This is a genomic window from Neobacillus rhizophilus (assembly GCF_018343535.1).
Classification (GTDB): domain Bacteria; phylum Bacillota; class Bacilli; order Bacillales; family Cytobacillaceae; genus Neobacillus; species Neobacillus rhizophilus.
The window spans coordinates 506,658-519,057 of sequence record NZ_JAGYPF010000003.1; the positions used below are offsets into that span (position 1 = coordinate 506,658).

The window sequence follows — 12,400 nt, forward strand, 5'->3', positions numbered from 1 at the left end:
TTTGATGCAAAAGAACCGTCCCCATGCCTCATTATTGTAAAATAAATTCAAAATAGTTGAGAATATGCCGATGGTTGCTTCGTTATAGTTAGTGAAAAAGCTTTTTCAAAAAATGAAGGAGATAAAATATGGCCGTTTCTAACAAGAATTTTATTAAACGTTTAAAAAAGCAAAAAGAGGATGCCTTAGAGTATGTCATTGATGAATATTTGCCCTTTGTTAAAGCCATTTCACTAAAAATATTACAGCCGCTTAGCAAACGTGATGCCGTAGATGATTGCATAAATGATGTGTTTTTAGAGGTTTGGAGAAACAGCCACCAATTTAATGGAGATACGGCAGATTTCAAAAAGTGGATTGGCACCATCACAAAGTATAAAGCAATCGATTACTATCGAATCTTTGAAAAACAGACTGCACGCGAGGCTCCTCCCGTTGAACTTGAACAAATTAGTTCACCTACGAGTTTACAAAAGTCCGTATTAGATCGGGAACAAAAAAATGAGCTGCTTTTTGAACTATGCAAGCTAGCTGAACTGGATCGCGATATTTTTATCATGAAATACTTTTTAGAGATGAGTAATAGTGAAATTGCCGATTCCTTGCATTTATCAAAAGCTGCAGTCGATAATCGATTGTATCGTGGGAAGAAAAAATTAGCGGAAAATATGAAATTGAAGGAGCAATTCATTATATGAATGACTATATAAAGTTAGCAGATATCGATATTGAAGGAATCGAACCTGTGGAAGTCAGTGAAATGGAAAAAAAACGCGTGAAACAGCATGTAATGGGATCAAAGAAGAAAATTAAGGTTTTTAAATATATGGCAGTGGCAGCAACGATTGTACTTGGGGCCACGATTGGTGCTAGTTTTGCCGTACCATCACTCGCATCCCAGATTCCATTTATGAATAATATTATGAGTTACTTTCAAGATGAAAACTCTTATACTAGCAACTATTCGAAATTCGCAACAAACATTTCACAAACCCAGTCAAGTAATGGTGTATCCATCATGATTGAGGATGCTGTATTCGATGGATCTTCGATTACTGTTTCTTATGCGATTGAAACCGATAAAGATTTAGGAACAAATCCTGGCACGTCATCAGCATTTAACGTAAAGGGAGCCGAGGCAATTGGGTCAACTGGTACGATGAAAAAAGTGAATGCCACCACTTATGTAGGGACGGAAAAAATAACACCAACGTTTCGTGGGAACAAACGCGACCGTATTGAAATCAGCTGGGAACCGACTGCATTCGTCAATCTTGAAACAAAAGAATCTGTTGCAGGGGATTGGCATTTCGCTTTTGAAGTGTCCGCTTTGGAAAACAAAACGAAACTTGTGAATCGGTCCGTTACCAATCATGGTGTGACAGTTAACATTAAGTCCATTGAAACGAATGGTTTGTCGACAGTGATCCACTACGAACAGGTTGTAGATCCCCGTATTCTAGACAAATGGCCGCATGTGACCGCAGACATTAAAAATGTACAAGATGATTTAGGCAACAGCTACAGCGCCGATGGAAACGGCGGTGTTAGCCGTGACAACGGGAGATCCTTTGAATGGAGCAGTACAATCAAATCCATCAATCCAAACGCAAAATCACTAACACTTGTACCAGTCATCTACTATTCCCTTGGCTCAGGAAAAGGATTAGAAACAAAAGAAATGGACCCCTTCACTATCGAGCTAAAGTGATGCAGAGGGACGGTTCTTGTGCCTCATTTTTTTGAGGCACAAGAACCGTCACCATGCTTCATCTTAAGAAGAACATCCGCTTCCGCAGCTCGAGCAGGATGAGCAGCTGCTTCCCCCGCCATCTCCTCCTCCACTGTCCCCGCCGCAATTCCCGGAATGATTCCCAGAGTCGTCCGAAGAGGCGGATCCGCAGAAAACAGCGGTGGTGCAGCCGCTTGTATACTTTGCCGCTTCAGCAAAGGCAATCGTTCTCATGTAGTCCCAATAATGATCAAAATAAAAATACGAGAAAAAAACCATCCCCAGCGCGAGTGGAGCCATATCGCCATATGTCCGCTGCTTCGAAAATGAACCTTTCGGGTTAGCACGATACATATTATCAGCTTCGCTTAATTGCTTTTTCAGCCGATTAACCAAATATTCAAGAAGATCCTTGTTTTCCTCGCTCCGCTGAAAATATTTTTCTATCAAGGCTTCCGTACTATTTTCCTTAAATTCCTTTAAAACTGCGCTTTCCATTGGGTACTTGAAAAAACTCCCCCACGTTTTCCAGCTGAACTGATTAATTTCAAACAGCTGTGAAAAAATCCAGTCAAAAAAGGCTCTTTCCTGTGGTGCCGGTTCAGGATTGGTGTTCGGCGTATGATGCAGCATTTTTCCTAAGAATTTCTCGGAAAACGCCTGATAATTTTTTGTAAAAAGAATCATTTCATGCCAGATTTCATCGACGTCTTCACTAAACATCGGCGCCTTCTTTAAAATATTGGCCACGATGAAATACCGCTTTAATTCAAACAGCAGCCATTCAAATTCATCTTCACTCCGATTCGGAAAATCCTTTAAAAAGCGCTGTTTTACCTGCTGTATGTAGTCATCGTCTAGTGCGGTGTTCAATTGATCAATTAAAGGCTGTATCGGGACATGACTTAGTACACCTAGGTTGGCCGGGATGTTCTCTTTGGCTAATTTTGGCCGCCTTTTATCCGCCGACAAACTATATAGGCCGATAACACCTATTACGATTACCCCTGCTATAATCACACCCGCAGTCATTCCAATCCCCCCTCATGGATGTCCTGTTTGGAAAAATTTCCTAACCAATAAAAATTATAATACAAAGATAATATAGTTTTAAGGTTTTTTCAGAAAATTTACCCAAACTTAACAATCCTTGTTGATGCATGGGGACGGTTCTCTTGCCTCATCCTGCGGTGCCGAATCAGGGTTCCTATTTAGTGAATAACCTTGAAATGATGCATAAGAACCGTCCCCATGCATCATTCTAAAATTATCCTACACGAGAGATGGAGTTTCTTAGACATGCAGATGGAGCGTTTGATCTTGGCTGCAATGTGGCTGTTCGGCTTTGCTGGCTTTCTTTTGTTTATTCCACGAAAAGATTGGCGCAAGGGAATCTTGGCCTTCATGATGTTTCAAGCCATCATCTGGCTTTGCGATATGCCTTCGTTTCAACTTGGTTTGTTAAGTGCGCCTGTTCGGGAGTTCCCTAAAGCGAGCCATCTCCCCATTACAATCGATTATTGGTTTTATCCAATTTTGTTTTCCCTATATTACGTGCATAAGAAAGTGAAGGGCAGCCGATGGCCCAGATTTACATACTTTTTGGTTTGGGTCTCTGCCATCACGTTGTCTGATATTACCCTCGAGAGATTTACTGATTTATTAGAATATAAATGGTTGACTTGGTGGGGGATGTGGATTTACATTTGGTTTCTCTTTTACGTGAGTCAAGTCTTGTGCAATTGGTTCTTTAAAGACAAAGCTGTGTTTCAAACAGAACGGCGGGGTATCTGATGAGAATGGAATGGTGGATCTTAATTTCCGTCTACGCAGTGTCAACAGGGATACTTTTCTTCATACCGAAAAATAAATTTCGCCTTGCCGTCGTGGCTATATTGTTCAAACAGGTTATTACCTTTCTTATAGGTTTAGTAGTCGTGGAGCTTGGACTGCTTGAATATCCTGTTCGATTATTTCCTTCTGTCAATCGGACGAGCTTCACATATGAGTACTTTGCTTTTCCGGTCATATGTGCCGCCTTTAATGTCTGGTATCCCAATAACCGAAGTACTATTTTTCAATTGGCTTATTATGTAGGCTTTACCTCCGTGTTGACGATCGGCGAAATTATTATCGAAAAATACACCGACCTCATTACATACATACACTGGGCCTGGTATATATCTTGGATTTCCATTTGCCTTGCGTTCTATATATCACGTTTATTTTGTAACTGGTTTTTCGCAAAATGATGCATGGGGACGGTTCTCTTGCCTCATCCGTAGTGTCGGTCCAGATTCCATGATGGTTGCATGGAGCTGTGCGGAAGCCTCATGCATCATCCATCATTCCTTGAGTATCCTCCACTCAATAACGATGAAATTAACAATGATACCAACCCATATATTCACGTTCAGCACCTTTTCTACCATTGCCTCCCTGCCTTCCGGAAGAGAGAAGCCTTTTAAAATGCCATAGGTTAATAGCAATACCGGTACGACAAGGCGTCCGCTTACTGCTACTAGCGTGATACCAAAACTGCGAATCATCCATTTGCGATGCTCGTCAAAGTCTTTCCTCACAGCGGTTCGATAACCTTTCCAGCAGGTGAAAAGCCATAAAAGTGCTAATACTGAGAAGGAAGTAGCTTTTGAAAAATCCTCAACGTAAAAGGTGTATACCAAAGCGAGAATCGCGCTAATGAAAACACTGCCTACATACACTCTTCCAAGATAACGATGGACCTTAGGTGCCTTTATTCGAATCGGCTCCAGAAATTGAAAAAAGCCCGATAGCAGTGCAACACATGCTGTAATAATATGAGCAACTAATAAAGGAAATTGTATGGCCGCCGCTGTGAAAGAAACACGGCTATTTGCGGGATTAAATGTCAAATAGGGAGCCGCAAAGGGAATGATGACTCCCAAGGATAAAATGACTAAAATCCACCAGCTTTTTTTAGGTTTCAATCTAATTCACACTCCAATTTTGTTACTATCTCCTGTAGTAATGGTAATGGATGTGTCTAAATGGATTCTAAACGAAATCTAAAAAAAGTATAAAAATAATATCACTCAAACTTCTAATAAAAAAACGACTAAAATGATGCATGAGAACCGTCCCCATGCATCACCATGCATCATTTAAACATTAAACCGGTATCCGACGCCCCAAATGGTTTCGATATATTGCGGCTTGGATGGGTTCGGTTCGATTTTTTCGCGCAGTTTGCCGATAAACACGGTTACCGTGGCGTTATCACCCAGAGAATCCAGTCCCCATATTTTTTCGAACAGTTCGTCTTTGCTGAAAACCCTGTTCGGGTGCATCGCCAGAAACAAGAGCAGGTCATACTCTTTCAAGGTAAACGAGACTTCCTTTTCATTCAAAAATACCTTACGGGACAGCTTATCAATGCGAATCCCCCGGATACGGATTTCGTCTTTTTGTCTCATCAGGTTATCTGTCATCAATCGATCATATCTAGCAAGATGGGCTTTGACCCGTGCCACCAGCTCGCCGACACTGAATGGTTTGGTCATGTAATCGTCTGCGCCGAGTCCGAGACCGCGGATTTTATCGATTTCTTCCTTTTTGGCAGAAAGCATTAAGATAGGAATGTTTTTCTCCCGGCGGACTTGCCGGCAGATTTCAAATCCGTCCGTATTTGGAAGCATGAGATCGAGGATGATTAGGTCATACTCCTCTTCAAGTGCCTTTTTAAGACCGGCATCTCCGCTTGTGGCAATTTCCACGTCGAACCCGCTTGCCTCCAAATAATCTTTTTCTACTTCAACAATGACCTCGTCGTCCTCAATGATCAGAATTCGTTTCAATCGTCTTCACCCTCATTAGCGTAAAATAAATGCCGGTCCCTTCACCTAATTGGCTTTCCACCCAAACGGTTCCACCTTGTCCTTCTACGATTTGTTTGACAATCGCAAGACCAAGGCCGGACCCTCCCGTTTCCGTATTCCGAGACGGGTCTGCTCGGTAGAAACGGTCGAAAATATGCTGCTGCGCTTCACTGTCAATTCCCAGTCCGTTATCCCGAATATGAACCGTCGCTTTCTCCTCATCCGCAAACAATTCCACCAGGATTTCCATTTCTTGTTTATCCATATATTTCAGGCTGTTGCCGATAATATTCACCATCACCCTGCTCAACTTTTCACGGTCGGCCATTACAGGAACTGGATTATCATTGGAGGTGGAAAACGTAAGCTTGATGCCTTTCATTCGCGGGTCGATACGCAGCTCTTCGACATAATCCCGTAAGAACGAGCGAATATCCAACGGTTCCAAATGAAATGGCAGCCGATTTAAATCCAGCTTGGAATACAGCATTAATTCATCTATCAAAACATCCATATCTTCGGCTTTTTTCGCAATCATCTTCATATATTTATCCTGTTTGGCGGCCGTATCCACAATACCATCTTGGATGCCCTGAACACATGCTTTTATCCCAGTAATCGGTGTCTTTAAGTCATGCGAAATATTAGAGATGAGTTCTTTGCGGTTCTCTTCGTATTGCAGCTGGAGATGTATGGATTCATGCAAGCGGGCACGCATTTCTTCAAACGCCGCCCCCAACTCCCCGATTTCGTCTTTTCGTTTTAACTTAACTTCATGATCCAAGTTTCCTTCCTTAAAGTGATTCGCAGCTTTTTTTAACATGTACAATGGTTGGATAAAGCTGCGGGAAACTAAATAGGTAAGGAATCCGTTCGTTAGCCCAATGACCAATAGCAGCGATAAAAAAAGCAACGGAAAAAACTTTCTAGCTTCGGCGAAAAACGATTTCAAATCGGAAACGAAATATACCGTCCCAGAAGTTCCATCACTGAATGCTATATCGTACTTTTCCACTGAAAAACGACTCTTTTCCCGGCGATTTTGGGTCCAGCTCGTTTTCATCTCTTGGATTGGCTGTTTAAGTTCAAGGTTTTCCACGAAAGGAGATGTGTATGATACCCGATTATTATTTAAGACCACGAGTCCCGTCTGCAAACGATTCAATTGTTCGTCTGTTTTTTTCAAAAAGTCACGGTCCATGAAACGCTCAGGTTCTGTTTGAGCCATAAATTTCACCCCGGCAATCAGGTCGCGGCGCTGAGCAGACTCCTCCCAAAAGGCCGGCATCCCCTTCCTTCCCCCTGTTCCCGCCATATCTGTGTAGAAGGCTGAGAACAGTGCTGTTGCAATCAAGGCAAACAAGACGATGGGAATAAAGGTCATCGCGATATAGGAAAGCAATAGTCTCTTCTTGATAGACATGGGCACATCTCCTTAGAGCTGTTTTTTCTCAAACAAATCAAGCCGGCTTTAAACATTATGATAACAGGAGTAGGAACGTATTGATAAGTTTCACAAGTGTTTGAAAAACTTCCCCCAATTCTATACACCAGCGAATTCAGCTTGCCGAAGCTTTCTATAATTCATCCTACTCCATATGTCTAAAACACTTCTAAATCAATTCTAAAAAAAGTATAAAATTCAAAAAAGGTACTTTAAATATCATTTGGTAAAGCTTTTTCTATATCCACATTCCAATTCTTCACAGAACTTTTTATCAATATTTTAGGTTTTGTTCAAAGTTTGATTAGAAACGGAATGTATTCTGAACATGTAACGAATTTACCTAAAGGAGACGATGTTTATGCATTGGGGCTATTTTCACCCATTTGGTTTTATCTTCTTTTTATTATTACTTGGATTGATTTTTGCCAATTTCAGATTATGGCGAGGTAAAAGAGGTTTCTGTTATCAGGACAGGCATCATCATGATCCCCTGCTTATTTTAGATAAGCGATTGGCCTCGGGAGAAATCACAATTGAAGAATACACAAAGCTGAAGGATTTCTTGAGCGGGAAACAGAAGTAAACGTTGGGATAGTTCATTAAATGGGGGCTACAGTTGTCTTTTTTTATAAAAGCTGACAAGCCCGTCTACTACAAAAAACCTCAGTTCGGTTGTCTGGAACTGAGGTTTTTTGATTATTCACCAATAATGCTGGATCATTACCGGAAACGAAACTAAACTGGACCTTGGAATGATGCAAAAGAACCGTCCCCATGCATCAACTTCAATTTATCTGTATACTTCATATTCAATACCATAAAATAATCTCAGGATAATAAATGGAAAAACTGGAGGTATTTTGTTGGGGATTTTTAAGCAGAAATCGGCAAATAAATTAACCGCAGCAGAAGTATCCGCTCTTTGGCTTCAGTATATGGGCGATAGTATGGCGATCTGTGTTTACAAATATTTTCTTATAATTGTTGAAAATAATAAGATTAAACCTATCTTAGAATTCTCTTTACAGTTATCTGAGAGTCATATTGCGAAAATCACCGAATTCTTGAAAAGTGCAAATTTCCAAGTCCCAATCGGATTTACAGAGAATGACGTGAATATTAATGCCCCACGTCTGTTTTCTGATCAATTTTTACTATTTTACTCCTATATTATGACCATTCATGGGTTAACCGCTTATAGCTTAGCGATTACAAATACAGAACGAGAAGACATTCAAAATTATTTTTTTAAATGTACGGAAGAATCTAAGGAATTGTTTCAAAAAATAGTGAAATTGGCTAAAAGTGATCCAAAATATTCAAGTGTCCCCTCCATCCCTTCGCCTCCTTGGGCGGAATTCATGGAAACACCGGGATTCATTTCAAATTTAATTGGAGAAAAACGTCCACTAAATAGCTCGGAAGTCAGCACCCTTTTCTTTAATTCAACGAAAACTGGATTTATCAGTTCATTAAGTTTGGCTTTTAGTCAGGTAGCAGTGCATGAAGATGTTCGTAATTTTATGTTAAAAAACGTTAAATTAGCAGGGAAAGATGCTGAAAGCTTTGACACTATATTGCAAGAGGATCATTTGCCAATACCTGAGAAATGGGATGCAGAGATTACCGATTCTACTGTAAGTCCATTTTCTGACAAATTGATTATGTTTCACGCAGGCTTTTTAGTAAATGCAGCCCTTACTTATTATGGTGCATCATTAGGTTCCAGCTTTAGATCGGATATAATCGTAAACTATACTAAAGTATTTACCCACGCTTTGGAGGCTGGTGCAATTTCATACAATATTATGGTTAAACATGGATGGTTAGAAAAACAACCTGAAGCGATTGACAGGGATCATCTGATGCAAGATTCGTGATCTGAGGCCGCCAAATGTACGTTAAAACGCTTTTTTCATTATAAAAAATTAACGGAATTTCCTTTTCTCTAACTAAGCTGACCCCTGTTTTCTTTCGCAGCTGTCTTTACATCTGCTACATATATCAGGGTGTATTGGGGAAATTGATATTAGAGAATTTTTGTCTAAATTTACTGGAGGTTAGATTATGGAGATTGGAAATCAGGTGAGACTTACCTCAGCAGAGATTACATCTTTATGGGCTTCATATATCAATGACACCGCTATTTCATGCAAGTTCAAGTATTTTTTATCCATAGTAGAGGATGAAGAGATTAAACCAATCCTTAAAAGGGCCTTTGATATTGCCCAAGGAAATCTTAAAACTCTAACTGAAATTTTCAATAAAGAAAAGTATCCGATCCCCTATGGTTTTAAACTCGATGAAGATGTAAATATATCTGCTCCTAGATTGTATTCAGATTCATATGTGTTACATTACCTCCATCAATCGTCTCAAATCGCTCTTCAAGGTTATAGCATGAATCTGACCTTATCTGTCAGGGGAGATGTTTATAGTCATTTTAATGAGTGTATTTCACAATTAACAACATTTCTAAGAGAGGTAAAAGAACTCTTATTATCAAAAGGTCTTTATATTCGGTCTCCCTATTTACCAATACCAGATGAAATTGATTTTGTTAAAAGGAAAAGTTTTTTAAAGGGTTTTTTTGGAGAAAAGAGACCTTTAATAGGTACAGAAGTTACAAACCTCTTTGCCAACTTTCAAAGAAATGCTTTTGGGGTGGCAACCTTGCTGGGATTTAGTCAGGTCGCTCAGTCAAAAGAGGTTGCCGAGTATTTGGTTAGGGGAAAGGACATTGCTAAAAAACACTGTGAACTATTTGGTTCCATTCTAACTGAGGGTGACCTCCCTACGCCTATGTCGTGGGGTACCGAAGTAACTGATTCAACCGCATCTACCTTTTCTGATAAACTGATGATGTTTTATACTACGACACTAATCGCCCTTAGCATTGGATTTTATGGAACAAGTATGGCAATGAGCCCTAGGAAGGATTTAGGCCTGCACTATGTCAGGCTTTCTGCAGAAATAGCAAAGTATGCAGAAGAAGGAGCAAACATTATGATCAAAAACGGTTGGTTAGAACAACCCCCTATGGCTGCTGATAGGGATGAGTTATCAAAAAAATGAGGCATGGGGACGGTTCTTCTGCCTCATTCTGCCTGCTGGCCCTTGGACCTTGTTGGGTGCATGAAAAGGCTGAAATTGATGCATAAGAGCCATCCGCTTGTTTCTTGAGAGAATTGCCGGATTATCCGAGAGTATTTCTGCCCTAACCGAGAGTATTTCAGAGCCTTGAAATTATGTTCTTATTGCTTCTCACCCTAAATCTCCGCTCAATTCACTGACCTTGATTCTCCAAATCATATGATCATTTCCTGTTCCCCAATAGTCCTTTAACAAATAAGTAGGTTCTCCGAATTTCTTTATCCAGATCTTTTGTGCACGAGTATATCCGCTATCTAAACAAAAAACTTCTATGCCCTTCTTCTTCATTGTAATATACATGGCATTCAACAACAAATTCCCTACCCCCATTCTCTGGAAGTCAGGGTGTACAAAAACTGTACCCACCTCAATTAGCCCTTTGAAAGCGTTGTTTGTACAATTACAGATAAGATCACTTGCAGGACCAAATTCTATTGAACCAATAATTTTATCTCCATCTAAAGCAATCAAGAAATATCGATGATCACCATTGCTTTCAAAATCACTTGCTAAATATTTTTCCTTCGCTTCGATTTCATCCTTAATATCTTTCTGCCTATCTGCTAATCCTTCTTTCATGAACGTATCAGTAATCACGGTTTTAAAAAATAAGTGTAACTCTTTTGTGTCCTCAAGGTTTGGCCTTCTTATCTCCACTTTAAGCACCCCAAAACTCTTCCTTATTCCTAGTTCACTTCTCCAACATACTTCTGTTATCCTTCTCAAGCATCTTGTATAACAACAAAAAAACATCCAACATTGTTCATTTGGATGCCTTTTGTCTTCAACCCGCGGCGAACACCCATAGGATCTTCGAAGTAGAGGCTAAAAATGATGCACAAGAACCGTCCCCATGCATCAAAAGAAGTCAAAAAATGCTGATTTGATTGGCGGGATTTTCTTCTCAAAAAGTTTAATCTCATTCTTGGAGCCTTTTAAGTAGCCCATTTCATAAAGTTCCATTGGCCTTTTGTAGCCAAATAGGATGGCTGATAGGGCATTGATGTTCAGTTGAATTCCTTTTTTAGGGGGATGAACACATTGGCCGCCTGTTTTTTCTTTAAACACCTTTATTTCTCCGTTTCCGAGTAAATAGCTGCCATTATTCCACGGTGCGTGTGAATCTTCGAGATGCAAGAAAAGGGACTCATTTTCATGCAGGAACGGAAATCTCTTTAAGCATTCCTCAGCATCCACGACCCTTGCCATAAAATAAGGAACTATCTCCTGCTTCACATTGGGCTGCAACAGGAAATATGAGAAAGGATCCTGGCTGGCAAGTTCCATCGTCACGGTATTAACCATGGAATCATGCTGGCAGATAAAATTCCATAGCCCGATTCTCGCTTCATGGTCAATCACAACGAACTCCTGAACCTCCATCTTATGTTCCTTCACCTCGTACAGCATATAACCTAAAGCCTCGTTTTTGGAACGGTAATAGACAGCAAGCTGGGAATGATCATCATACACGCTCCGCTTCCACCAATCGGTCTCACGCTTCAGCATCCCTGTATACTGACTGCAAAACTGCTGATAAATCCTTTCTATCTCCTCATTATGGGTATCTTTTGAATATCTTTTTATAAAACCCTGCTGTGGTTCGAGGAACTTAAGGTTGATTTTTTCAATCGTCACCCTTTTCTTATCACTTAATATCTCCCACCCATATTTTCGATAAAAACCGATATCAAACGGGTGTAAAAGAGATACGATCTGATTATCATCATACATCTGTTTTAAGGATTCGATCATGAGTGATTTGACGTAACCGGTTCTTCGGTATTCTGGGTAGGTGGCCACTCCGGCAATGCCGCCCATTTTCCATACAGCATCCTTCATATAAATGCTTAGCGGGATAATATGTAGTTTGGCAGCAAGGGTGTTCTCATCCCATATTCCTAAAACTTTGTGGTTTTTCAATGCTTCTTCTCGAGCAGGTATGCTTTCCACCGGAACCTTGTATTGGAATGCGTATTCTGATAGTTTCATAGATTCTAGGTATTCAGCTTCGGTCACTTCTCTTACTAACATTTGGCCAACCCCTTTTTGTTCATTGCATGTATTGCTTAGAAAAATGACTCCTTTCATAATTTTACCAAAAGTTAGCAAACCTTGCACAGAATACCTTGACCGTTCACCTGGCAGATTCTTTTCAAAATATCAATTGGTTATTTGATAAAAGTCCTGACCCATCTCTCATCATCAATA

13 protein-coding genes are annotated in these 12,400 nt (G+C 40.2%); 7 read left to right on the top strand and 6 right to left on the bottom strand.

Annotation, left to right across the window (positions count from 1 at the left end; all coding sequences use genetic code 11):
- The first annotated feature begins 128 nt into the window (after window positions 1-128).
- Window positions 129-698, top strand: coding sequence for a sigma-70 family RNA polymerase sigma factor (locus KHA99_RS15965; RefSeq protein WP_213118463.1), 570 nt, complete (start codon window positions 129-131; stop codon window positions 696-698).
- Window positions 695-1,711 carry a DUF4179 domain-containing protein gene (locus KHA99_RS15970; protein WP_213118464.1) on the top strand — a complete coding sequence of 339 codons (1,017 nt, stop codon included), beginning with the start codon at window positions 695-697 and terminating at the stop codon, window positions 1,709-1,711. Before KHA99_RS15965 ends, KHA99_RS15970 begins: the two co-directional genes overlap by 4 nt.
- A gap of 63 nt (window positions 1,712-1,774) precedes the next feature.
- On the opposite strand, the gene KHA99_RS15975 is transcribed toward KHA99_RS15970, so the two are convergent.
- Window positions 1,775-2,764 carry a UCP032817 domain-containing protein gene (locus KHA99_RS15975; RefSeq protein WP_213118465.1) on the bottom strand — a complete coding sequence of 330 codons (990 nt, stop codon included), beginning with the start codon at window positions 2,762-2,764 and terminating at the stop codon, window positions 1,775-1,777.
- A 267-nt stretch (window positions 2,765-3,031) separates the two neighbouring features.
- On the opposite strand from KHA99_RS15975, the gene KHA99_RS15980 reads away from it, so the two are divergent.
- Both KHA99_RS15980 and KHA99_RS15985 read left to right on the top strand, forming a co-directional pair.
- Window positions 3,032-3,526 (top strand): CBO0543 family protein, encoded by a 495-nt coding sequence (locus KHA99_RS15980; RefSeq protein ID WP_213118466.1) that lies wholly within the window; start codon window positions 3,032-3,034, stop codon window positions 3,524-3,526.
- Window positions 3,526-3,984 (top strand): CBO0543 family protein, encoded by a 459-nt coding sequence (locus KHA99_RS15985; protein WP_213118467.1) that lies wholly within the window; start codon window positions 3,526-3,528, stop codon window positions 3,982-3,984. The genes KHA99_RS15980 and KHA99_RS15985 overlap by 1 nt, the downstream gene beginning before the upstream one ends.
- Window positions 3,985-4,077: 93 nt before the next feature.
- Here KHA99_RS15985 and KHA99_RS15990 read toward each other — a convergent pair whose 3' ends face one another.
- The 3 genes from KHA99_RS15990 to KHA99_RS16000 all read right to left on the bottom strand — a co-directional run bounded on the left by KHA99_RS15990 (window position 4,078) and on the right by KHA99_RS16000 (window position 7,012).
- A complete protein-coding gene (locus KHA99_RS15990) occupies window positions 4,078-4,701 on the bottom strand; it encodes a DUF2306 domain-containing protein (protein ID WP_213118468.1) in 624 nt (207 codons plus the stop codon).
- A 174-nt stretch (window positions 4,702-4,875) separates the two neighbouring features.
- Window positions 4,876-5,568, bottom strand: coding sequence for a response regulator transcription factor (locus tag KHA99_RS15995; RefSeq protein ID WP_213118469.1), 693 nt, complete (start codon window positions 5,566-5,568; stop codon window positions 4,876-4,878).
- Complete coding sequence (locus tag KHA99_RS16000) at window positions 5,546-7,012, bottom strand: sensor histidine kinase (protein WP_213118470.1); 1,467 nt, start codon at window positions 7,010-7,012, stop codon at window positions 5,546-5,548. Before KHA99_RS16000 ends, KHA99_RS15995 begins: the two co-directional genes overlap by 23 nt.
- Window positions 7,013-7,394: 382 nt before the next feature.
- Here KHA99_RS16000 and KHA99_RS16005 point away from each other — a divergent pair, with 382 nt between their 5' ends.
- The 3 genes from KHA99_RS16005 (at window position 7,395) to KHA99_RS16015 (ending at window position 10,111) form a co-directional block, all read left to right on the top strand.
- Window positions 7,395-7,619, top strand: a complete 225-nt coding sequence (locus KHA99_RS16005; RefSeq protein ID WP_213118471.1) for an SHOCT domain-containing protein — start codon at window positions 7,395-7,397, stop codon at window positions 7,617-7,619.
- 280 nt (window positions 7,620-7,899) lie between these two features.
- Complete coding sequence (locus KHA99_RS16010) at window positions 7,900-8,916, top strand: DUF3231 family protein (protein ID WP_213118472.1); 1,017 nt, start codon at window positions 7,900-7,902, stop codon at window positions 8,914-8,916.
- 187 nt (window positions 8,917-9,103) lie between these two features.
- Window positions 9,104-10,111, top strand: coding sequence for a DUF3231 family protein (locus KHA99_RS16015; RefSeq protein WP_213118473.1), 1,008 nt, complete (start codon window positions 9,104-9,106; stop codon window positions 10,109-10,111).
- Window positions 10,112-10,300: 189 nt separating this feature from the next.
- Here the strand turns inward: KHA99_RS16015 and KHA99_RS16020 are convergent, their stop codons facing one another.
- Window positions 10,301-10,855 (bottom strand): GNAT family N-acetyltransferase, encoded by a 555-nt coding sequence (locus KHA99_RS16020; protein ID WP_213118474.1) that lies wholly within the window; start codon window positions 10,853-10,855, stop codon window positions 10,301-10,303.
- Between the two features lie 192 nt (window positions 10,856-11,047).
- Window positions 11,048-12,223 (bottom strand): GNAT family N-acetyltransferase, encoded by a 1,176-nt coding sequence (locus tag KHA99_RS16025; RefSeq protein WP_213118475.1) that lies wholly within the window; start codon window positions 12,221-12,223, stop codon window positions 11,048-11,050.
- Between the last annotated feature and the right edge of the window lie 177 nt (window positions 12,224-12,400).

Excerpts from the sequence above, each read along its gene's own strand:
- KHA99_RS15965 (WP_213118463.1), top strand. The coding sequence starts at position 129 with ATGGCCGTTTCTAACAAGAATTTTATTAAACGTTTAAAAAAGCAAAAA.
- KHA99_RS15970 (WP_213118464.1), top strand. The coding sequence starts at position 695 with ATGAATGACTATATAAAGTTAGCAGATATCGATATTGAAGGAATCGAA.
- KHA99_RS15975 (WP_213118465.1), bottom strand. The coding sequence starts at position 2,764 with ATGACTGCGGGTGTGATTATAGCAGGGGTAATCGTAATAGGTGTTATC.
- KHA99_RS15980 (WP_213118466.1), top strand. The coding sequence starts at position 3,032 with ATGCAGATGGAGCGTTTGATCTTGGCTGCAATGTGGCTGTTCGGCTTT.
- KHA99_RS15985 (WP_213118467.1), top strand. The coding sequence starts at position 3,526 with ATGAGAATGGAATGGTGGATCTTAATTTCCGTCTACGCAGTGTCAACA.
- KHA99_RS16000 (WP_213118470.1), bottom strand. The coding sequence starts at position 7,012 with ATGTCTATCAAGAAGAGACTATTGCTTTCCTATATCGCGATGACCTTT.
- KHA99_RS16005 (WP_213118471.1), top strand. The coding sequence starts at position 7,395 with ATGCATTGGGGCTATTTTCACCCATTTGGTTTTATCTTCTTTTTATTA.
- KHA99_RS16015 (WP_213118473.1), top strand. The coding sequence starts at position 9,104 with ATGGAGATTGGAAATCAGGTGAGACTTACCTCAGCAGAGATTACATCT.
- KHA99_RS16025 (WP_213118475.1), bottom strand. The coding sequence starts at position 12,223 with ATGTTAGTAAGAGAAGTGACCGAAGCTGAATACCTAGAATCTATGAAA.